This is a genomic window from Streptomyces sp. NPDC050759 (assembly GCF_044456945.1).
Classification (GTDB): domain Bacteria; phylum Actinomycetota; class Actinomycetes; order Streptomycetales; family Streptomycetaceae; genus Streptomyces.
On the sequence record NZ_JBITGI010000001.1, the window covers coordinates 762025 to 782507 of the forward strand.

Here is a 20483-nt window from a genome sequence, read left to right on the forward strand (position 1 = left end):
TGCTTGGTGTGCGTCGAGCTGGGGGAGGAACTTCGTGATGGTGGTCGGTCCGGTGCGAGCTGCTTCCGGCTCGCCGCCTGGCACGTCGGTCCGGTGACGCTTTGACGACATGGTCACCGGGGTTGCCGTTCGAAGCGGTCCTCGCAAACGCCCCCATGGAATACATCCGCAGACACCTCGGCAAGGAACTGTGTGCCCTCCTCGATCTTATTGAGGGCGGCACGGCCGGAGACGATCGGCTGCGAGCGGTCGCCGCTGTCGCGATCGACGCCGAGCTCCTGGTCGCGGACGTCGACGAACGCAACGGTTTGATCGCCCACATTCCGGAACCGAAGCAGGCAGAGCTGGCCCAAAGGTTGGGGTCGCTGGGCGATGGGCAGCCGCTGGAGTACCTGCACGGGCTGAAGTGGACTCCCGACGAGCGCCGAGAACTTCTGGAGTTCTTCGGCTTCACCGTCGACCGTGCACAGCCTCAACTTCCCTCGTTTGTGCAGGAAACGGCACCCGAGTACGCCCTATTCCCGCATCAGCTCCGCGCCGCTCGCCGGGTCAAGGACCTGCTGTATGACGGGCCCCGGCGGGTCGTGCTCCACCTGCCCACAGGCGTGGGTAAGACCCGCACCGGTATGAGCATGATCTGCGATCACCTGCGGCAGTACGGCCCCGCGCTCGTAGTCTGGCTGGCCCACGGGCAGGAGTTGCTGGAACAGGCGGCAGCCGAGTTCGAGCGCGCTTGGGCCAAGGTCGGTGACCGCCCCCTGCCGGTCCTCCGCGTGTGGGGCAGCGCCCCTGTAGACCTGTCAGGCGTGACCGACGGACTGGTGGTGCTCGGGCTGGAGAAGGCCGTCTCGACCACCAAGTCGAACCCTCAGTTCCTGCGTACCCTTGCCGCCCGCAGCACTTTGACCGTTTTCGACGAAGCGCATCAGATCATTGCGCCCACATTTCAGGGCGTCGTGGACGAGCTAACGACACGTCACGACTCAAGTTTGCTCGGACTCACCGCAACTCCAGGCCGTACGTGGGCGGACATCGCCAAGGACGAGGAGCTTGCCGAGTTCTTCTCCCGTCAGAAAGTCATGCTGGAGATTGAGGGCTACACCAACCCGGTGACGGCCCTCATCGACCAGGGGTACCTAGCCAAACCGATCATGCGGACTGTGGCCTCAGAAGCCGGGATGCACCTGTCGGCACGGGATCAGCAGAGCCTGGCGCGATCATTCGACATCCCGCCTGGCATCATCGCCGAGCTTGCACGGGACAAGCAGTGGAACCTGAAGGTCGTCCAGACGATCATGGAACTGCTCGAAAAGCAGCATCGCCGCATCCTCGTTTTCGCAGCGTCGGTGGACCATTGCCGACTGATAGCAGCCGTGTTGTCAGCAGCCGGTCTCGACGCCGTCTTCGTGACGGGCGAATCCTCGCCCCGACATCGGAGCGATGCCATCCGGCGATTCAAGGGTGCTGCCCGGCGCCCCATGATTCTCATCAACTTCGGGGTTCTGACCACAGGGTTCGATGCCCCGGCGGCCAGCGCCGCCGTCATAGCTCGACCGACCAAGTCTCTGGTCTTGTACAGCCAGATGGTCGGCCGAGTCATTCGCGGACCTAAGGCTGGCGGAACCACCACCTGCGAGATCGTCACCGTCGTCGACCCGGAACTCCCCGGGTTTGGAGATGTGGCCGATGCATTCACCAACTGGGAAGACGTATGGGAGAAAGCGTGACCGGCGAGGGAAGCGAATACCGGATCGTCAGCCCTTCGCTGACCGTCAAGGCTATGCGGGACAGCGGCTATAAGAACACCGCCTACGCGCTCGCGGAGCTGATCGACAACAGCATCGACGCCAACGCCGCGCTGGTCCAGGTCTTCGCCTGTGAAAGCCCGGTCAAGGGCGCTAACCAGACAAGGCACAAGGTAGACACCATCGCCGTCCTCGACGATGGCGATGGGATGGATGCGAAGCTTCTCCGACGCGCGCTTAAGTACGGAGACGGCCTCGGTGACGACCGCACCCGTATCGGCCGCTTCGGCATGGGATTGCCCAACTCCAGCATGTCCCAGTGCACCAAGGTCGAAGTGTGGTCATGGACCAATGGTTCCGCGAACGCCATGTACACCTACCTGGACCTTGCCGAGATCACGAACGGGCGAGACGAGGTCCCAGACCCTGAGCCCCGTCGTGTGCCGGAGTACTGGGACGAGCTCAGTGAAGCGCCTCTGGGATCAAGCGGCACCCTTGTTGTGTGGACGGACCTCGACCGCGTCAAGTGGCACGGCGCAGGAACCACCTTGCGTAACACGGCCGAGCTAATAGGCCGCGTCTACCGGCACTACCTCGATGACGGGTCCGTAACCATCAAGATGGCCCCGGTCCGCGACGGAGAGGTAATAGAAGGAAAGAACGGCTGGTACTACGCAGAGCCAAACGATCCCCTGTACCTCATGCAGGAGACTGGAACGCCAGCTCCGTTCACTGATACTCCCATGTTCGAGCCGTTCAGCATGGGCACCGAGGCTGAGCCGGGGGTTTACGACTACCCGATCACCGCTCCGGACGGAAAGAAGTACACGGTCAAGGTGCGGGCGTCCATCGCGCGGCCTGAAGCCCGTCGCCCCAATGTTCCTGGCCACCCGTGGCCCGACACCGCCAACCCCAACGTGGAAGCCGGTCACCAGAAATGGGGCCAGCATGCCCGCAGGAACGTCGGAATCTCGCTGGTCCGAAAGGGCCGAGAGCTGGATCTTGATACTTCCTGGGCGATTGGTTACAACCCCGTCGAGCGGTGGTGGGGCGTCGAGGTGGACTTCCCTCCAGAGCTCGACGAAGTCTTCGGTGTCACGAACAACAAGCAAACGGCTGTGGTGTTTTCGTCGCTCGCGGACTTCGACTGGTCCGACGAGATGGACGAGAAGGAGACTCCCAAGGAGTTCAAGGATCGCCTTCGGGAATTCGGCGATCCTCGGTTGCCGCTGATTGACCTCGCTCACTATCTCAAGGACCTTCTGGGCAAGATGCGCCGCAAGCTGCGCCAGCAGCAGCTTGGCAATCGTACAAGCAGGAAGCGGCACGACGAGGAAGTCACCTCCAAGGCCACGGACGCCGTCAAACGCCGGCAGGAGGACGGGCACACCGGCACGACCGACCGCCTCGCGGTGGAGGCGACCGAGGCCGAGAAACGCGAGGAGCAGCTGACCGCGCTGACCGAGCGACACCACGTCGACGAGGACACCGCGCAGTCCATGGTTGACGAGGCCTTGGAGAAGGACTGGCGCGTGCGCTGGATCTCCAGCCCTCAGGACTCATCGGCCTTCTTCAACATCGACCTGCTCGCCGGCATGCTGCAGGTGTCCTTCAACACGGAGCACCCGCTACACAGCGAGCTGATGACCGTCCTTGAGGACGTACCCGAGAAAGCAAGCGAGGCCGAACTCCGCGAGCGGCTCGCCCGCGCCTCCGACACCTTCAAGCTGCTCATTTTCTCCTGGGCCCGGATGGAGGACGAAATTCCCAGCAAGCGGGACCGCACTCGGATCGCAGACGCCCGGCGCGACTGGGGCCGTTACGCCCGCGACTTCATCGAGGACGGGAGCGAAGAGGAGTGACACAGCCGGACCACGTCTGGCGGCAGATAGCTGACCTGATGAAGGACGCCACCGAGGAAGTGCTCCTCATCGCGCCTTTCGTGAAGAAATCAGTCTTCGAGGAGACCATCGCCTCGGTGCCGTCATCCGTCCAGAAGGTCACGTGCGTCACGCGCTGGACCCCGGCGGAAGTTGCTGCCGGGGTTTCCGACCCAGAGATCATCGAAGTCGCCCAGAGTGACGAACGGATCTCCATCGCTCTGTGTCCGTCTCTTCATGCCAAGCTCTACCGTGCCGACGGCCGTTGTCTCGTGGGCTCGGCCAACCTGACCGGTAAGGCCACTGGTCGCGTTCCGAATGCCAATGTGGAACTCCTGTTGGAGGTCCCCAGCGGCCATCCCGAGGTGCAGCGTGTCCTCGGTGAGATCGAGTCTCGTTCGACAACCGCTACGCCCCGAACGGCAGCCCTCATACGGCAGCAGGCAGAGCTGCTGAAGAACGAGAAAATCGCCCCGCAGGCCGAGGACGAAGCAGCCCCCTCCTGGTACCCGGAGACGAGGAGGCCGGAGAACGTCTTTGCCCTCTACAGTGGACGTTCAAGATTCACGTCTCTCGTCGAGGCTGGCATCGTGCGAGACCTCGCCATGCTCGATGTTCCTGCCGGCTTGCCCGAAGACGCCTTCAACGTCGAGGTCGAGGGCCGCCTCCACACCATTCCGGAGCTCGGCCAGCTGACCGCGGACCAGCGCCTGAACAGCATCGAGCTCCAACAGGCCATCGCCGAACGTACGGGAGACACAGAGGAGCAGGCGCGCAGAACGGTGGAGACACTCGCAGCTTGGCTCAAGCACTTCGGCCAGTACTACACCGAAGTGGGCTCGTGGGAGCTGCGGCCCGGCAGGGAGCACGCTTAAGATCACATCTGCGGCGTGGCCTGGCAGCTCATCGCCGGCAGGCACGAGCACAGGTTGATGAGGAAGGCCATCTCATGGCACAGGTACGGGCCCCGTTCCTGCTGGGGCACGCTGAGATTGCCTTCCTCTTCCAGGTGGAGCGACAGACGTCGCAGAAGTGGCGGACAGAGGGCACGCTCGGCGAGCCCGACTTGATCGCGTCCGGCAATCCGTACTGGCTGCTTCGTACGGTCATGCAGCTCGACGGAGAAGGCGACCGCAGGATCGACCGGGAACGACTGGCGACGTACAAGGCCGGCATCCCTCTGGGCTACGACTTGGAGGCCCAGGAGCGACTCCCCGTCATCGTCGGCATCCAGGAGGCAGCACGCGTTCTCGGGCGGGACGCGCAGGCAGTATCCCGGTGGCGCAACCGTCAGAGGATCGCCGCGGCCGACCTGTTCCTTTCCGGTTCTCCGCTCTGGCTCCTTGACACGATCTTGGCAGACGCCCAACAGCGGCAGCGAGCCATCGCAGTCTCCGAGGTTGCTGCACTCCGTGCAGGGCAGCGTGCTCCTCAGAAACCTCGCGGACGAAGGCCCAACGTCCCCACCTCCAGTCCGCCGCGAGAACCACGACCTGCCGCACGGACATTCACCAGTACCGAGCATGGCGCCGCAGCAGAATTTCTGGCATCGGTCTTGGGAAAGGGCCATTCCGTCGTCATCGAGCCTCGGCCGTAACTGACTTCACCACCCACCGCGCAGCCTCGCGTCCACCGCCCAGTCGATTGCCCCACTTTCCGCCGGCAATGTTGAGAGAAACACTTGATCGCTCCATCGTTCATCCATATTGTCTCTCATATGTCGATCTTGCAGCAAGCCTCTGGAGCCCACCACGCCAACCCGAGCGATTCCACGCCTCAAGCCGCTACCGCCGACGCCAAGAACCGGGCAAGCGGCGGAATCTTGAAGGTCATCTCCTACGGCGGCGGCGTCCAGTCGACAGCCCTGCTCGTGCTGGCCGCCCAAGGAGAAATCGACTTTCAAACGCTCCTCTTCGCCAACGTCGGGGACGACAGTGAGCACCCCGCGACGCTGGCCTACGTTCGCGAGGTCGCCGTCCCGTACGCCGTCCGTGCCGGACTTGAAATCCAAGAGCTCAAGCGGTGGCGTCGGGACGGAACCACGGAAACGCTCATGCAGCGGCTGAACCGGCCAGACACGCGGTCGATCCCCATCCCAGTCCGCATGGCCAACGGCGCTCCGGGCCGACGCAACTGCACGGCGGACTTCAAGATCAAGGTGATCGGACGGTGGCTTCGCGAGCACGGCGCCACCGCGGAGAATCCAGCGGTGGTTGGCATCGGCATATCGCTCGACGAAATCCATCGCGCCAACCGCCGACGAAGCGAGTCCCACGAGGTCATCGAATACCCGCTTCTCGACCTCAGGCTCCGCAGGGACGACTGCGAGCGCATCATCACCGAAGCCGGCCTGCCAGTGCCGCCGAAGAGCTCCTGCTTCTTCTGCCCCTTCCGCACGGTCGAAGCATGGCGCCACCAGCGTAGGCACGAACCGGAGCTGTTCGCCCTCTCGGTCCAGCTGGAGGAGACGATCAATCGGCGCAGGACCGCGCTCGGCCGGGACGCCGTGTTTCTCACGAGGTACGGCGTCCCCCTCACCCAGGCCATCCCCGGTGCGACCTCGAATGATGGCAACGTCGATGAGGCCGAGGGTGCTTGCGACTCAGGTTGGTGTATGACCTGAAGTGCAGCGAGCGGGGGCCGGAAGCCACAGCTTCCGGCCCCTGCTCGCCGCCCTCAGGATGTAGAAGTGCCCGCCACCCGAGAGCAGCAGGTGCGGCGAACTCAGAGCTCGGGCGGCTCGCCAGGGGCAAGGTGGAGAACGGCCAGATACTCGCTGTACGGCATCTCTTCGTCCACCCACCGGCCACCACCGGAAGAGTCGGGAACCCACTTTCCGTCGAGGAGGTACTTGTCGTCGAAGACCGCGACGCGGTCCTCCTTCACCGCTGCCGCCATCAGCAACTGGACCCCCAGCAGAAGCATCGTGCAGGCTTCTCTGCCGGCACAGACCTCAGCGTGCCCAGCAGCGAGGATCTTCATGTCCGCGTCACTGGTCGGCTCGGGGATGCATGCACGGCCGTGCACTGCCCTCTCGTGTTGGGCAATCACCTGCGCCACTCCTGTCGCGACCGGCTCGCTCCCGCCCACACGGTCCGGGAAGTGTGTTCCGAGATGCTCGGCCACCGCTCGTGCGTGCAGGGGCAATGCTTCGGCGTGGTGCTGCAGCTGCTGCTCTGCTACCTCGATGGCGAGTCCGGGCTGAGCGGCGTGGGGGTGCAGCACCTGGACGAATCCTTCAAGAGCTGCGCGCAGGTAACCGAGCCGGACCTGGTGCAGCTGCCATTCCTCCATCATCTCTGTCCAAACAACGTCGAAGTCGCCGCCTGCCGAGCACATGCCGCCGTCGTCGTACGACATGTCGAAGGTAATCTTGCGCAGCCCCTGGGCGAGGCGAAGCCACTTGTAGGCGCTGTCCCAACCTTCCTGCGCGCCCGGCGCTCCGGCGACGACGGAGGCATGCTCCACCCAGTCGGTGAGTTCACGGACATGGTCCTCGGGTTCGGACAGTGCGAGCGTTGACGGCGTTCGGTAAGAAGGCAGGCAGGCGCCCTCCGTGCGAGTGGTGGTCATAGGCGGAGCGTCTCATGCGCGGCTGACAATCTCACCGGGACGAGTGCCGACGTGAGCGTCATTTGCTGGCGGTTCGCCTTACGAGCCGGTGGCCCCGCAACTCTCTTTCGCAGCGGCTCAGTTCACGTTCCCAGCCCTCTTCCGTGCCGATCAGGTGCGGACTCTCGTAGAGGCCCGCACGTACTTCGGCCTCGGTGAGACGCCGGTACTTTGGCGCGTCGGGATCGTCCTCCGCAAGAAACTCGTGTTTGCGGTGCAGAAGGGGGCGGTTGGTCGAGTCGGCGTACGAGGTGAAGGAAGACTTGAGGGTTTTGAGGTCGACAGCGTACGACGCCGCGAGGCGCGGGTGCGGGTCAGTGTCGAATTCGGGGTAGTCGAGCCAGCTCACACCGCGGCCCTGGTGGCGGAGCTTCACAACGGACCACTCGCCAGGTCGGCCGGCGGCGATACTGGCGCACTGCTCGTACAGGCGCAGCACGGTGGGGATCCGGTGGAGTGCCCGGCGGTGCACATAGAGGGCGGTCGCCGTGAACTTGCCAGCGATCGACCCGTTCATGGCCCGGCGGATGTAGGCGTCATCGCGCAACTTGAACAGCAGACGATCCGCTCGCTGACACGCTTCGGCATACGAAGGAAAGAAGGCGCGGATGTCTAGCTGAATGGGCAGCGGCAAACTGCTGACGGGACCTCGGCCGTGGAAGAGCTCCAGAGCGAGGAACTGCAAGGCCTCGACAGCACTGCGTTCTGCACTGCGTTCCACCTTGAGAGGGTCCGCTTCCTGCTCGGCAAGGCGCTTCAGCTCGGCAGGACGAAGGTGGCCCAGCAGGCTAATGATCGGCTGCGGCATTTCTTCAAGATGCGGCATCCGACCGCGCTGTTCGAGATGTGCGACGACGGAGGTGATCGCCGACGTTGTGTCCTCGGACGCCAGCCATTCACCCTCGGGGGCAATCTGTCGGGCCAAATACCGTAGGCGGGTCTCGTCGTCCTTGAAGGCGTAGACGATACCGGGCGCTGCCGACACGCAGCGCACGCCCGTCATTTCCTCAACGTAGTCGCGAAGTTCACCAGCTGCGTAGAGGCGTTGGAAGGTACGGCGCTGGGTGAGGATGCCGTCACCGTATTCAGTCCCCTTGATCTGGTTGCGCTCCCAGCGCAACCGCGCGGATACCACTAGCACGGACTTGGCCAAATCCCAGGCACGTAGCAGCGTCTCGCGGCGTTCGGAGGGATCCTCAATGACGTTCAGCACGTACGTCAGAAGGACAGCCTCGGCCGGCTTCCGTTCCCCGTCGGGGAAGTGCACCGGATCCCACCCTGTAGCGTCCAGGCCCAGTCGCTGGAGAGCGCGTACATCACCGCCCCTGCCACAGCCGTAGTCCAGTACTCCCAGGCCAGGCCCCAGCTGGAGGTCACCAACGGCACGACGAGCAGGTAGTGAGAGACCGACACGCCCGATTGCAGTGCGGTGCCTCTGACTGGTCCAAAGCTGCTGTGTCATCGGTGTCCTCTGATTCCACGGACAGGCCAGCATGCAACAGCATGGAACTCTACGTCGCGCCTTGTGCGCACTCGGCCTTCAACGAGGCGCAGCCTATGAGGTCGCCGGGAGTCCCTCAATCAGCCGCGCCTTGACCCTGCCCAAGCGGGACCTGCGGAATGTCGCTTGCGGTTTCCGGCAGACCGAGGTATTGGCGCACAGCAGCGTTGTCACCAGTCGCGTCGGCAAGCCGGGCGGCAGCATCGAAAGCCCGCGCTTGAATGCGCTCGATCTCTGCCTGCGCATCGTCAATCGGGTAGCCCGCGTCGGTGATCATCCGGATGCCGGTCTCGACGGACAGCACACCAGCCCCGACACCCTTGACCACTTCGTCGAGAACAGCGGCACGATCCGTCGGCGTGTGGGGGCCCCACATGAGACGTGCTGGCAGCGACTCCCCTGCGGGCCAGCCCTCGGCTTGTCCCGCCTGGTGGAGGCGCTGCACCAGGCGCAGCAGGATCGCGTACTTGTGGTTCCGTGCCAGCCGCATGCTTGCGACGAGCGAATCCAATGGGCCGAGTGCCAGCTGCAGCGCGTACCCGGACGGCAGGGCCGTTGGGTCGAGGGTGCCTAGGCCGGCAGCGGTGAGGCGGCTGTTGGCGGCAATGCGGTCGAGGATGTGGTCGACGCGGGCCCGCAGCTCGGCGAGTTGAGCGGACGTGTCGAGGACGTCCATGCGTCCGTTGTCGTTCAGCTGCCAAACCGTCCCCGCGCGGACCTTCACGGGGAGCGGCTGCCCGGTGGCGCGGTCGATGGGGAGTCGAGCCCCGGCCAGGCCGATGATCGGTGAGCCGGTTGTGGCCGACGCCCCGGAGCTGTCGGTGTCGGTAGCGGACAGCTCGTCCAGGGCCTGGAGAACCGTGGCCACGGTGGGCTTCCCCCAGTGCTCTCCGCTGGCGGGGATGCTGTTGGTGATGTGGACGACGGGGATGAAGTCCGCCCGCAAGTCGAGCCGATCCAGGACTTCGCCGTCTGAGCGGACTCGGTAGCGGGCCTTGTGCATCGGCAGGTCGTACAGCAGATCGGCATGCTTGAGGTCGTCCAGGTTCCATTCCGCATCGGTGAGGTAGCACGTCCATGGGGAGGGCCGGTTTGGTGCCCAGGGGTAGGTACGTGTGATGACGCCGGTCTCGGCGTTGATCGTGTCGCCCGTGACCAGGACTGGTTCGCCCCCATCGGCGTACAGGTACTCGCGTGCCGGGCTGCCATCCTTAGCCTCTCCGCGGCGGCTGGCCGGACCGATCGGGCCAAGCTCGTACGTGACGCGCCGGAGCCTCGCCTTGATGCCGCGCCGCTTGTCCTCAGGCAGTTCCCATGCCAGGTGCACCCGAACCGGGAACTCGGCTCCGTCCTGTTCGCCGTCCTCGGGCCACTCCGGGAAGTACAGCCCCGGATCCCAAGTACGTAGCAAGACGCGTCCCTTCCCGGGGTCCCAGGCCAGGGTGTAGACAGCGTCGCCCAGAAGGATCGCGGTTCGCTCGGCCTGCTGAAGACGCAGAGGCAGTAGTTCCTTCTCCGCCCAACTCCTGAGCCTCTCTTGCACGGCGAGCGCCGCGGCCGACTCAGCTGTGGGCTCGTGTTCGGTGTGCTCCGCACCAGCGACGCTGATGGTCTGCTCGGAGCCGAGAAGGTAGCCGAGTGCAGTGTCGACGAGCTTGGAGGCGTCACCGAGTTCCCTACGCTCCGTACCCGCCTTGTCATCCCCGGTGACCTCCGCGACTTGGCCGGCCTGGTTGGAGTCGTACGCGGCCAGGAGCCGGTAGGCGGCCAGTCGTCGCAAGTCCTCGTCCGGTACCCATGAGCGCGTCAGCTCCGCCCAGGAGTTACGGCTCGGTCGACGGGGGTCGGCCATGGCTGGCTTGTAGTCCAGCCAGCTCCAGGCGTCAGTGATCAGCTCGCGCAGGCCCACAGTGCCCCTCCAGGCAGTCGACCCCGCGCCGCAAGATCAGGTTACGGGGTTTCGGCAGCCAGAGCAGCAGCCTGGGCGCTGAGTGTGGCCCAGCAAGATCGAGCCTGCGCATGAGCAGGGTTGGGTTAACGGCGGCCGTCGAAGCGGCCGTCGTCCGTGTCGGTCGGCAGAGTGTCGAGCTGGTCTGGGTCGGCAAGTTCCGTTAGTCCGTGAACGGCGGCGTCCATGCGGTCCGGGCTGTCCATCCCCTCTACCCAGGTGACCATCTGGTCCTCCAGGTCGGGGTACTCGCCGACGTGGTGAACGAGCTGCTGTTCGTACAGCTGGGCCACGGGGGCAGCGCGAAGGCGTTTGCCGACCTTGGCGGTGACCTCCAGGATCATCGGCATGAGGAGGCCCTTGGTGACGCCTTCGCGGCGCAACTGCTCCCATGCCTGGGTGACGATCTGCCGCGCCATGTCTCCGCCGTAGTTCTTCTCGACGACGATCGCGTCGGCCTTGAGTTCGAGGGCCAGTCGGCACGCGGCCAGGCCCCAGTCGTTGGCGCCCATCGAGCCGGATCGGTCGGCGAGGAGGTACAGGTGCCGGTCGTAGTCGCGGCCGACGCCGATGACTCCGGTCTCGTCGCCGACGGTTGACTCTCCGCCGGCAGGATCGACGGCGACGACGATGCGCGCCAGGTCGATGCCGGAGAACTGGACGGCGTTGATGCGGGCGGTGTCGATCCACTCGCGTTTCCAGACGCCTCCCTCCGGGGGCCGGGGTTTCTGCATGTAGAGGGCTCCCCAGACCCGTTCGCCGACTCGTTTGCGGGTCTTGGCGTGGTGGGCGACGTCGAAGCGTTCGGCCCAGAGGGGCTCGCCGAGTTTGCGGCCTAGCGGGTCGTCGGGGCTGTCGGCGAGGGCGGGAAGGTCGATGACTCGCCAGGCGTCGCGCTCGGTGGCGAGGATTCGTCCGGCGAGATCGTCTTCGTGCCACCGGGTCTGGATGAGGCAGATGGCGCCGACGGGTTCGAGTCGGGTCTGCAGTACCGACGTCCACCAGTCCCAGGCGCGCTTGCGCATGGTGGGGCTGTCGGCATCGGCCATGTCCTTGACCGGGTCGTCGACGATGGCGATGTGCGCGCCGCGTCCGGTCAGGCCACCGCCGATGCCCGCAGCCAGTAGTCCGCCTTCGCCGCCGACAATGTCGAAACGGTTGGCGGCCTGGCTGCCTGGCTTCAGCTGGATGCCGAGGTCGTCGCCCCAGGTGGTGATGGCGTCCCTGATCCACCGGCCATGGTCATCGGCCAGGTCGGCGGAGTAGCTGGCGATCATCATGCGGTGGCCGGGGTTGCGCCGCAGATACCAGAGGGGTGCCCAGCGGGAGGCTCGTCGGCTCTTGCCGTGCCGCGGGGGCATGGTGAGCAAGACGCGGTCGCATCGACCTTCCGCCATGTCGATGAACGCCTGGTCGATGAGGTCGAGGTGAGGAGCCTGCATCTCGCGGCCCCCCGTGAGGACGGCGGCGAGTGAGCCGGGTGATCGGTCCATGGCCATCTGGCGTTCGACTCGAGCCAGATCGGCGCGCAGCGCAGGCGATGCGGCCCGAGCGATAGCGCGTCGCTGTGTTGGTGGGAGCGTTCTGTAGTGGGCTACGGCGTTCGCGTGGTTTCGCTGCCTCATGCGCCGTCCGGATCGGTGAGGTCGATCAAGGCGCTAAGTTCGTCCGCAGTGACGTCCTCTACCTGGACGGGTCCGCCGTCCGGACCAGACAGTTCCGTCCTGACGGGCATGTCCAGGCCGAGCAGCCGAGCGCGGCGCTCCATAATCCGCAGTGTGCGGTCGATGGCTGCGAGGTCCTGGTCGCGGACTGCCTTCTTGTAGGCGACGAAGAACAGGCGGTCGAGCCGGTCCGCCTCGAGCGCACGCAGCTCGTCAACATCATCGTTGAGTTCGGCTCGGCGGTCGGCGAGGGCGGTACGGACGTCCCGGCACGCGGCGTGGATCAGTGCCTCACTGGTGGGCGGGTCTTGGTTCTTGCGGTACCGCTCGATCCCGTACCCCTGCGGGTAGGCGATGCCGTCGGAGTTGATGACCGGGTCGGCGGCGAGCTTGCGCGCGATCGTCAACCAGTCCACGCCTGCGAGGCGTAGGTCGATGGCGTCCGAGCGGCGGCGCGCGATGGCCGCACGCGCGGCTTTGTCGGGGCGTCCCACGGCGGGGGTCCTTCACAGCTCGGGTGCGCCCCCGCGCCCAACTCCATGATCGCACTAACCGGCTGTCCGCAATGACCGCTCCAGCTCCAAAAATGACGGCACCTCGTCCATCCCACGCATTGACCTCTGGGCAGGCTCCGGTCGCACGGACGAGGCGAGCCCTTCGACAACTGACCGGCCTGCGTGCACGGCAGCCATGGGCTGTCTCCCAGCCGGGTTGTTCTCGGTAACGGCACAACCTCGCAGTCGCCGCCTGACCAAGGAGCGCGGCAGGCCAATAGGTCTTTCCTAGACCAATTGCGGGACTGTCCTTAATCTTCGGGCTCTTGTAGCAAGCGAGCATAGCGGCCCCAGTCATTCCGAATGTCCGCGACTTGGTTCCGCATCCGCTGGGTGGGGATTTCATCTTCCATGCGCGCCCACGAAATGAGCATGAGCTTTACGAGCAGGGAAGCCTCATCGTCATTGCGCTCCATCACCCGAGCTATCGACGCCCCCAGAGGGTGCTGGCTGTTCACAATCACCTGCAGCATCCCGGCCATGAGATCAAGCGAGAACATTGCCGGTCCGTCTGAAGCGCCCGAGATGAAGCGAACGCGCATCTCCTCATAGGCTGCGCCGGCCTCTTCGCCCTCGGTGTGGGTATCGGGGGCTTCCTCCTCCATCACGCTCTCTGATTCAGATCCTCCCCCTGAAGATTCCTCGGGCGGGGAGGCGGTGGAGGGATCCGTCTCGGACAAGGGATCATACTCGGCTGCGCGGTCCGACTGGTCTAGCGACGAGGGCGCATCGACAGACGAGCTATTGATGAACCCAACTGAAGGAGCGACACCTTCTTCTTCGTAGTGCGCAGCGAGCCAAAGTTCGCGAATTCTATCCATTTCAAACCGGTCCACCCTCAAATCCGCCAGGAAGAGCAGAGCAGCAACCAGCACCTCCAGCTTGGGCCAAGCAGGGAAGTTCCGACCATTCAAGATATTCGCAACCGCCTGATGCGAGATCACATCTTTGGCGGAATCCATCTTGTCTACAGTCGAGCTGATTCGGCGAGTGCTTGGGCATCCAGCATTCCGATAAAGCGTATGCACTTCCCTCAGCAACACCCGATGGGGCCCCTTACCCAAATGCGATTCCGGCGGCATTGCAATGCGCCTAAGCCTTCCCCCCGCCACAAAATACCCCTTCCCTTACTGTTGGTCAGGACTCCATCAGTTTTTCGGCGACGGCTTGAGCTACCCCGCCGGCGATGGCCGATAGGAGAGCGATCAACACCCGGAGGGGCCAATCGCTCCCCCGCTTCCCGTCTTCGGGATTGATCTCCGAGTCGGGCCTCTCGTCGATGTCCATGGATCCAGTCTTGGCGCCGCAGTGAGCTGGAAGACGACAGTGGACGCTACTTGACAGAACTTTACATACCGCCACAGGGAGTCCGTCCCTACTGCACCGGGTTGACCCCGATGCGGCCTTGCCATGACGACTGCGTCGCGCTGACGGCATGGACTTCCGGCCTGGACTACTCCCCAACCAGTCGACAGCCGCCTGCGACACTGTTCCGCACGATCATCGCGGGGCAACTCTCATAGCGGCTGACACAATGAGGTAGATCCTTCCTGGTTGCCGTGTCTTGGGCGGGAGTTGAGCGTTCGGTCCGGCGTGGGGACGTCGCCGTGGGTCGCGTCGGATGAGCTGTGGGATCACCTGGATCCGCTGCTGCCGCAGCGCGAGCGTAGGTTCCGGTATCCAGGTCGCAAAAAGCCCAGATATGCGGAGGGCCCCGCGGGAAGGCCTCCGGGGGCCCTCGGCGTGCTGGTCAGTAGCTGTCGGAGTCGCAGTTCGACGACGACCTGGAGTCGTGGGACGAGGAGCAGTGCGGCGCGAACAACGGACCCAGGCCGTACGAGTCCCCACCCGCACGGCCAAGACGTGCGGAGGCGGCTGCCACACGTTCATGGGGCGGGCGGCCCTGCGGGGTGCAGTGCCTCACTCGCCGCCCGGATGAAGTCGTTGATGGCGTGCTGAAACGGGGTGACGTTTTCAGGCGCCGGCTCGTGCGGCTGGCAGAGAGTGGCCAGCAGTCCTCCCGGTATCTCGCACGTGCTGAACAGATCGCGCAGTTCCTGCAACACCTCCGTGGAGCTGTCTTCCATGGCGGGAGTGCCGATGGCGCGCCAGAAGCCCTGCGCGACCGGGACCAACTCCCAGATGCGTGTCGCCTCGTGCGGGTGAGCGAGAGTGCGGTCATTGACTTCGCGCATGGCGGCCATTCGGAGCGCGTGTTGTTGCTCCACCAGCACCAAGAGAGTGGCGGACAGTTGAAGGGTGGTGGCTGCGTCGGCAACTCCGTCGGGACCTTCCAGCCGCACTACCCAGGCTCTGTGCGACATGTCCGTCTCCAGAGCTTTCAATGCAGCGATGTGATTCCGGGTTTCCTCAAGCCGAGAGATGCCGCCGCCGAAGTTGCTGCGGGCGGTATCGGTGTAGCTGAGAACCGACTGGAGGAAGGCTGCGTAAGCGTCTCGCTGGACGCCGCGCCGCCACTGCAGGTGGTCGTTCTGACCCTGTGCTCGCACGGCATCAAGTGCTGCCCGGTAGCTCGCATCTGCTTGGGCCAGACCGGCGCGAGCAGTCTCTTCCGCCCCGCGTAGCGCCCCCCGCAACTGCCAACGGCCGAGGACGAGAGTTGTCGGTATGCCGACGGCTGCGACGGCAGCCGCGGCCAACGCACCGATTCCTTCGAGATCCATGAGTCACATGATCTACGCCCGGAGCGTCTGCGGGGTTCGGTGTTCCACGCTTCCGGTACGCCGCTGGTTTTGGGCCGGATGATCGCGCGGGAGACAAGGACACACCCGTGGCAGTGCGCGAGTTTGCACCGAACACCGAGCCCCACGTCGCGAAGGTGTGCGAGACCGAACTCCTCCGACTCCTCCCACCTCAGGGCCCTAAAAGAGGAAACCACACGGGCTCCTCTCCGGTCGACCGGGGCAGGACCGGCTCGAAACACCACCTCATTACCGACGGACACGGCATCCCGCTCGCCGTCCTGCTGACCGGCGGCAACCGCAACGACGTCACCCAACTTCTGCCCCTGCTCGACGCGATCCCGCCGGCCCGGGGTCGGGTCGGCCGTCCCCGCCGCAAGCCGGACTCGCCTGGAGCGGGGCCGGATCCCAGGACTCCGGCCCCGCCGACTTCAGATCAGTGACATCTGCTCGCCTTCGCCGGGCCTCTTCGGCGGCATGTACTCGGGCGGAGCGTCCGGCGCATCGCGCTCCGTCCGCAGCCACCAGGCGAACTGGTAGTTGCGGCAGGTCCGGAAGCGGTACGAGCGCCGCCGCGGTTCGGTCTCGGGAATGCTGTGCTCGCCCCATCCCGTGATGGGGCGAGCGTTTTCGAGGCGGACGTACAAGCCCCGCACCAGGGCCGGACCCTCCCATTGCTCACCCGGAGCACCCTCGAAGGCCAGGTGCGCGTTGTCGCTCCACTTCCAGGGGTTGGGCAGCGCGCAGAGATACCAGGCCAACGGGGGATTCTGCTCAGGCAGCTCAACAACCTGATGCCGACGGCGGACATCCACCCGCGGCCGATCGGGCTGACCGAAACTCCGGAGGCAGTGCTGGTCCAGAGCTACGTGCCGCACACCCGCCAGCCACATGATGTGATATTGATCCCGCGCCTCAATTGCAACCCTTATTTGCCGTGTCATGCTTCCCTATCTGAAATCCCTAATCACCAAGAGAGGAATTTCTCCCTACTGTCAATTTTATCAAATTTCCCACCAATTCCAGATGCCTGTCGTGCCGGAAGCCGTTCGGGTAAGGCATATTGAATTCCTCTTCGAACGCCTTCTCGTATTCCTCTTTGGGAAGTGGGATGGGGTTTCGGCAGGTGGCTTTCAGGTTGGAGCCACTGAGGTCGCTGAGCTGCACGTCCCTGAAGTAGCGCCTCAGCAGGGCCTCCAGGGTTTCCGGCGTGTGGAATCGGAGCTTCTGCCATTTGCCCTTCACGAAGTTCATCTCGACGTTGTTCTCGTCGAGGAAGCTCATCTTCGTGGTGGCTGTCTGGGAGGTGACGCGCTTGGCTTGCTCGTCGCGGAGTTCGCGGGCGAGGCTGCGCGTGCCAAGGCAGACAACTCCGTCCGCCGCGCACAGGGCGTTGACTGTGGTCAGCACCCAGTGCTGGTAGTCGAGGGACGTGGTGGCGTTGATGACCGAGTCGAGGACTACGACGTCATAGAGGCCGTGGGCCTCGATGTCGGTGTTGATGTCGCGGATCATGCCGACGACGGCGCGGACGTCGACGGCGTACGAGCCGTCACGGCAGCGGTAGGGCTCGTAGTCGTGGATGTTGAAGCCCTTGGCACGCAGGTGCTTGGCGTAGTCGCCGTATCCGGCGCCGAAGTCCACAACCCTGTGTGTGGGCTTGAGCCAAGGGGTGACCAACTGGTCCCAGGTCTCGGATCCGTAGGCGAGCTTTCCGGCCTTGGCCTTGGAGGAGAACTTCCGCAGGCGCTTCGGTTGGACGATGTGCTGGTTCCAGACGGGGGCCTTGTCCTCAATGGCCGTCCAGTCGTAGACGCCGTACTCGCCGGTGAGGTCGGCGTGGAGCTGGGCAGCGTCGCCTGATGTCACGGTCCAAGCAAGGAGGTCGAATCGGGAGATAGAGGCGACGACGGCGTACTCAGCGTTCAGCACGATGCGGCCCTGGTCGTCAATGACGACACTGCCCCAGGGACCGTGGCCGGCGGTCATGTGGCCGATGGCGTTGACGAAGCTGAGGTTCTTACGCTCGGCAACGCGGATGGACTGCCAGGGAATCCAGGACCACGCGCCGATCGGGCCAGGCTCGGCGTAGACGACGCTGGCCTCGGTCTCGACTCGGTTGTGCAGAAGGTTGAACTGGATCTCGTCCTGCAAGCGGACCTTCGTCCCGAGCATGACCGCGGGCGTGTGCGTCAGCCCAATGGCCTTGAGTCCCTTGGTTCTCTGGTGACCTGCGACCAGCGTGCCATCGGCGTTGAGGATGACCGGCTTCACTACGCCGTGGCGGCGCAGGGAAGCCTGGAGCCGGACGAACGCGTCCTCACTGAGGCGGCGCGGGTTGTAGTCAGCCGGGCGGAGCTGGTCGAGCGGGTACGCCTCGTAGAACTGTGTGGTGGGCGCGGTACTCATGCGGTCTGCCCCTCCTGGCCCTCCTGGTGGGCGTGCTGAATGACGTGCCAGCCGAAGCCGAGGTCGCTGTTGGTGTCGTCCACGAACTTCGTGTAGATCGCGTTGAGGGTTTCGACCTCTTCGGAGGTGATCCGTACGCGCTTGGACTCCCACTGGAGGTAGCCCCACTGGAGGTAGTCGACGGTGGCTGCGGCCCCGGTGCCCGCTCCGTCGGAGGTGAGTTCGAGCGTCTCGGGGAGGGAGGTGTCGTCCAGGAGTCGGTCTACGCTCTCGCGGTCGTAGCCGGTGCCTGCGAGGTCGGGGATGTCGGAGAGGATCTCGGCCAGGAGAACGGAGTCGTATCCGGCGAGGTCGTTGGTCCGGTTGTCGACGACGACGATGCGGTCTGCTGCGCTGTCGTCGACGTCCACCCAGGTGACGGCGATCTGCTCCCAGCCGAGCTGCTGGGCGGCGGCGTAGGTGTGGTTGCCCGCGAGGATCTCATTGGGCCGTCCGGTGAGGTTCCCTTTGTTGACGACGATCGCGCGGTACTGGCCGTTGACGGTGAGCGATTCGGCGATGGCGGGGAGGTCGCCGTTGCGCGGGTTGCGGTAGTACGGCGTGAGGTCCCCGATGGGGACGGCCAGCGATAGGAGCAGTTCGGGGATATTGGCGGGCGTCGACGTCACGGGGGATCCCTTGTGTAGGTCGTTCCCCGCGCCCTACAGCTGCTCAGAGTAGACGATCTACACCGCGCCGCGATGGTCGCCGGATCGAGCACTCCGCCTGAACGAGGGTGGCCGGCGTCTCATCCGACGTTGGGCGTGCTCTATGGAGGCTGCCATGAGTGCGCAGGCGGGGATGGCAAGGAGGCTCGCGAGGAAGGCCCCGCCGCCGCCGAGCTGGACGATCACCCAGGCGATGACGGCGATAAGCGCCATGAGCAGGGCGGCCAGCGCGTCGGCGGCGAGGCGAAGGAGGGTGCCCATCACCGGTTGTTGCAGCGGCAGATGCCAGGCGGCAGGCACCAGGAATCACAGGATGCGCACCACACAGCTCCAGGTACGGGAGGGGTCCGGTTTTCCGGCTCGGGCTGGGGCGCTTGCTTGGCGGTCATGCTGCTGTGTCCTTTCGGCGTCGGGGGGATAGGGCCTGTTCGAGTTCCGCCAAGTGCCTTGCTGCGTCGGGATCCGGGCCTCCCCGGAGTCCGGGGACGGGGTCCCGCTCAGCGAGGACTTTGGCCACCGGACCGTCCCGCTCGACGAGGAGGCGCTCGTACAGCTCCCGGTCTCCCGGATCCCCCTTGAAGTCCTCTGCGTTCATGGCACTCCTGAGTGCACGGGGACCCGCCCCCAGCGTGAGCTGGGGGCGGGTCCGGTCGCGATCGTGGATCTTGGCGGCGTCCTGGGTGGCTCCGCTTTCGGTGCGGGGCCGGTGCCTGGCGGGTAGGGCGCGGGGGATTGGCCACCCGCCAGACACCGAAGGGGATGCCGCATGCCACGGCGTGCTGACGGGCCGGTTCCTCGGCTGTGGCCGTTCCCGCCAACGAGATAGAACGTATCACGCTTCAGTGTTGGGATCTATCTCCGCCCATAGGGCTGCTCCATATCCGAGTCCGTCAAAGGGGGCCGTCCCGTGGGCTGTTGGAGCGTCGACAAGGAACAGGTCCTGCTGGACCGCGCGAGGTCGCGCTCGGAAGTCCTCGACTCTCGGCGCGAACCGGTTGAATCCGGAGGGCGGCGGCGCGTCCCGGACCGGTATCACCGCGACGACCGTACGCACCCCTACCGAGGGGAACGCGTCGTCCGGCAGTTCCGTGATGGTGCCTCGCGCCTCCTGGACGCGCGCCCGGAAGTCCTTGGTCAGGCGGTCGGAGCGAAAGGTGAGGCCGCCGGACATCACCGCAACCACCAGGCCGCCCGGCTGAACGAAGCGCAGGGCCCTCTCCACGTGCCTGATGTCCTGCCGGTCCGCGAAGGGTGGGTTGAGGACTGCCCGGTGGTACCGACGCTCAACCTTGACGTCGAGGAAGTCTGCGGTCATGACTCTTCGGGCGTACCCGCCGGAGCGGATGTGCTCGGCCCGGGTGGCGTCGAGCTCCACACAGTCGACGATGACGCCGCGGGCGGCGGCAGGCTTGGCGATGGCGCCGCGGCCGGCCGACGGCTCCAGCATCTCGCAGCCGGGTTCGAGCTCGGCCAGCTCCAAGAGCTGTTCAACGACGGGATCGGGCGTCGGATAGTAGCCGCGCTCGGCATCGGTGGTTACCTCACCGGTGGCGAGCAGTCCGGCGATGGCCTCGGCGGCATCACCGGGGAAGAGGTGAGCGCGCTTGTAGCGGTTCCACCGGCCACCCGCCGCGCCCAAGGCGAGGTTGACGCGCTCGTACAGCTTGCGGTCGAGCTGACCGGGAAGTCGAAGCATCGGGCCGTCGGCCGTGGCCGCCCGGATCACGTCGAGGACATCGGGACCTATCTGCATGGCTGGGT

19 protein-coding genes and 2 pseudogenes are annotated in these 20483 nt (G+C 65.2%); 7 read left to right on the forward strand and 14 right to left on the reverse strand.

The annotated features are described in order from the left end of the window. Nucleotides 1-155 precede the first annotated feature (155 nt). The 5 genes from ACIBJB_RS03375 to ACIBJB_RS03395 all read left to right on the forward strand — a co-directional run bounded on the left by ACIBJB_RS03375 (nucleotide 156) and on the right by ACIBJB_RS03395 (nucleotide 6248). Nucleotides 156-1727, forward strand: a complete 1572-nt coding sequence (locus ACIBJB_RS03375) for a DEAD/DEAH box helicase (protein ID WP_398926001.1) — start codon at nucleotides 156-158, stop codon at nucleotides 1725-1727. Continuing rightward, the gene (locus ACIBJB_RS03380; protein ID WP_398926003.1) at nucleotides 1724-3607 is read left to right on the forward strand and encodes an ATP-binding protein; all 1884 of its coding nucleotides are present in this window, start codon (nucleotides 1724-1726) and stop codon (nucleotides 3605-3607) included. Before ACIBJB_RS03375 ends, ACIBJB_RS03380 begins: the two co-directional genes overlap by 4 nt. Further along, a complete protein-coding gene (locus tag ACIBJB_RS03385) occupies nucleotides 3604-4500 on the forward strand; it encodes a phospholipase D family protein (RefSeq protein ID WP_398926005.1) in 897 nt (298 codons plus the stop codon). Before ACIBJB_RS03380 ends, ACIBJB_RS03385 begins: the two co-directional genes overlap by 4 nt. 74 nt (nucleotides 4501-4574) lie before the next feature. Then, entirely contained in the window at nucleotides 4575-5222 is a 648-nt protein-coding gene (locus ACIBJB_RS03390) for a hypothetical protein (protein ID WP_398926007.1), read from the forward strand. A 225-nt stretch (nucleotides 5223-5447) separates the two neighbouring features. After that, a complete protein-coding gene (locus ACIBJB_RS03395; RefSeq protein WP_398926827.1) occupies nucleotides 5448-6248 on the forward strand; it encodes a phosphoadenosine phosphosulfate reductase in 801 nt (266 codons plus the stop codon). A 101-nt stretch (nucleotides 6249-6349) separates the two neighbouring features. On the opposite strand, the gene ACIBJB_RS03400 is transcribed toward ACIBJB_RS03395, so the two are convergent. The 7 genes from ACIBJB_RS03400 to ACIBJB_RS03430 all read right to left on the reverse strand — a co-directional run bounded on the left by ACIBJB_RS03400 (nucleotide 6350) and on the right by ACIBJB_RS03430 (nucleotide 14191). Then, the gene (locus ACIBJB_RS03400) at nucleotides 6350-7198 is read right to left on the reverse strand and encodes a hypothetical protein (protein ID WP_398926009.1); all 849 of its coding nucleotides are present in this window, start codon (nucleotides 7196-7198) and stop codon (nucleotides 6350-6352) included. 58 nt (nucleotides 7199-7256) lie between these two features. After that, complete coding sequence (locus ACIBJB_RS03405; protein ID WP_398926012.1) at nucleotides 7257-8732, reverse strand: DNA phosphorothioation-associated putative methyltransferase; 1476 nt, start codon at nucleotides 8730-8732, stop codon at nucleotides 7257-7259. An 82-nt stretch (nucleotides 8733-8814) separates the two neighbouring features. Next, nucleotides 8815-10647, reverse strand: coding sequence for a hypothetical protein (locus tag ACIBJB_RS03410; RefSeq protein WP_398926014.1), 1833 nt, complete (start codon nucleotides 10645-10647; stop codon nucleotides 8815-8817). A gap of 125 nt (nucleotides 10648-10772) precedes the next feature. Continuing rightward, nucleotides 10773-12179, reverse strand: coding sequence for a terminase large subunit domain-containing protein (locus ACIBJB_RS03415; RefSeq protein ID WP_398926016.1), 1407 nt, complete (start codon nucleotides 12177-12179; stop codon nucleotides 10773-10775). 128 nt (nucleotides 12180-12307) lie between these two features. After that, nucleotides 12308-12844, reverse strand: coding sequence for a hypothetical protein (locus tag ACIBJB_RS03420; protein WP_398926018.1), 537 nt, complete (start codon nucleotides 12842-12844; stop codon nucleotides 12308-12310). A gap of 311 nt (nucleotides 12845-13155) precedes the next feature. Beyond that, nucleotides 13156-13866, reverse strand: coding sequence for a hypothetical protein (locus ACIBJB_RS03425; RefSeq protein ID WP_398926020.1), 711 nt, complete (start codon nucleotides 13864-13866; stop codon nucleotides 13156-13158). Between the two features lie 175 nt (nucleotides 13867-14041). Further along, nucleotides 14042-14191, reverse strand: coding sequence for a hypothetical protein (locus ACIBJB_RS03430; RefSeq protein WP_398926022.1), 150 nt, complete (start codon nucleotides 14189-14191; stop codon nucleotides 14042-14044). 267 nt (nucleotides 14192-14458) lie between these two features. Between ACIBJB_RS03430 and ACIBJB_RS03435 the strand changes: the two are divergent. Further along, nucleotides 14459-14599, forward strand: a pseudogene (locus tag ACIBJB_RS03435) (IS5/IS1182 family transposase); the annotation flags it as partial. A 191-nt stretch (nucleotides 14600-14790) separates the two neighbouring features. Here the strand turns inward: ACIBJB_RS03435 and ACIBJB_RS03440 are convergent. Beyond that, the gene (locus tag ACIBJB_RS03440; RefSeq protein WP_398926024.1) at nucleotides 14791-15588 is read right to left on the reverse strand and encodes a hypothetical protein; all 798 of its coding nucleotides are present in this window, start codon (nucleotides 15586-15588) and stop codon (nucleotides 14791-14793) included. Nucleotides 15589-15794: 206 nt separating this feature from the next. Here ACIBJB_RS03440 and ACIBJB_RS03445 point away from each other — a divergent pair. Continuing rightward, nucleotides 15795-15989: pseudogene (locus ACIBJB_RS03445) on the forward strand (transposase); the annotation flags it as partial. A gap of 48 nt (nucleotides 15990-16037) precedes the next feature. On the opposite strand, the gene ACIBJB_RS03450 reads toward ACIBJB_RS03445, so the two are convergent. The 6 genes from ACIBJB_RS03450 to ACIBJB_RS03475 form a co-directional block, all read right to left on the reverse strand. Next, nucleotides 16038-16367: a hypothetical protein gene (locus ACIBJB_RS03450; protein WP_398926026.1), complete on the reverse strand. Its 330-nt coding sequence runs from the start codon at nucleotides 16365-16367 to the stop codon at nucleotides 16038-16040. Between the two features lie 202 nt (nucleotides 16368-16569). After that, a complete protein-coding gene (locus ACIBJB_RS03455) occupies nucleotides 16570-18015 on the reverse strand; it encodes a ParB N-terminal domain-containing protein (protein WP_398926028.1) in 1446 nt (481 codons plus the stop codon). Then, entirely contained in the window at nucleotides 18012-18683 is a 672-nt protein-coding gene (locus ACIBJB_RS03460; RefSeq protein ID WP_398926030.1) for a ParB N-terminal domain-containing protein, read from the reverse strand. Before ACIBJB_RS03460 ends, ACIBJB_RS03455 begins: the two co-directional genes overlap by 4 nt. Nucleotides 18684-18740: 57 nt before the next feature. Further along, on the reverse strand, nucleotides 18741-18983 hold the full coding sequence (locus tag ACIBJB_RS03465; protein WP_398926032.1) for a hypothetical protein: 243 nt from the start codon (nucleotides 18981-18983) through the stop codon (nucleotides 18741-18743). A 124-nt stretch (nucleotides 18984-19107) separates the two neighbouring features. Then, entirely contained in the window at nucleotides 19108-19317 is a 210-nt protein-coding gene (locus tag ACIBJB_RS03470) for a hypothetical protein (RefSeq protein WP_398926033.1), read from the reverse strand. A 237-nt stretch (nucleotides 19318-19554) separates the two neighbouring features. Next, complete coding sequence (locus ACIBJB_RS03475) at nucleotides 19555-20475, reverse strand: class I SAM-dependent methyltransferase (RefSeq protein WP_398926035.1); 921 nt, start codon at nucleotides 20473-20475, stop codon at nucleotides 19555-19557. Between the last annotated feature and the right edge of the window lie 8 nt (nucleotides 20476-20483).

Excerpts from the sequence above, each read along its gene's own strand:
- ACIBJB_RS03375 (WP_398926001.1), top strand. The coding sequence starts at position 156 with ATGGAATACATCCGCAGACACCTCGGCAAGGAACTGTGTGCCCTCCTC.
- ACIBJB_RS03475 (WP_398926035.1), bottom strand. The coding sequence starts at position 20,475 with ATGCAGATAGGTCCCGATGTCCTCGACGTGATCCGGGCGGCCACGGCC.
- ACIBJB_RS03415 (WP_398926016.1), bottom strand. The coding sequence starts at position 12,179 with ATGGACCGATCACCCGGCTCACTCGCCGCCGTCCTCACGGGGGGCCGC.
- ACIBJB_RS03390 (WP_398926007.1), top strand. The coding sequence starts at position 4,575 with ATGGCACAGGTACGGGCCCCGTTCCTGCTGGGGCACGCTGAGATTGCC.
- ACIBJB_RS03465 (WP_398926032.1), bottom strand. The coding sequence starts at position 18,983 with ATGGGCACCCTCCTTCGCCTCGCCGCCGACGCGCTGGCCGCCCTGCTC.
- ACIBJB_RS03430 (WP_398926022.1), bottom strand. The coding sequence starts at position 14,191 with ATGGACATCGACGAGAGGCCCGACTCGGAGATCAATCCCGAAGACGGG.
- ACIBJB_RS03455 (WP_398926028.1), bottom strand. The coding sequence starts at position 18,015 with ATGAGTACCGCGCCCACCACACAGTTCTACGAGGCGTACCCGCTCGAC.
- ACIBJB_RS03405 (WP_398926012.1), bottom strand. The coding sequence starts at position 8,732 with ATGCTGGCCTGTCCGTGGAATCAGAGGACACCGATGACACAGCAGCTT.
- ACIBJB_RS03470 (WP_398926033.1), bottom strand. The coding sequence starts at position 19,317 with ATGAACGCAGAGGACTTCAAGGGGGATCCGGGAGACCGGGAGCTGTAC.
- ACIBJB_RS03400 (WP_398926009.1), bottom strand. The coding sequence starts at position 7,198 with ATGACCACCACTCGCACGGAGGGCGCCTGCCTGCCTTCTTACCGAACG.
- ACIBJB_RS03425 (WP_398926020.1), bottom strand. The coding sequence starts at position 13,866 with ATGGATTCCGCCAAAGATGTGATCTCGCATCAGGCGGTTGCGAATATC.
- ACIBJB_RS03440 (WP_398926024.1), bottom strand. The coding sequence starts at position 15,588 with ATGGATCTCGAAGGAATCGGTGCGTTGGCCGCGGCTGCCGTCGCAGCC.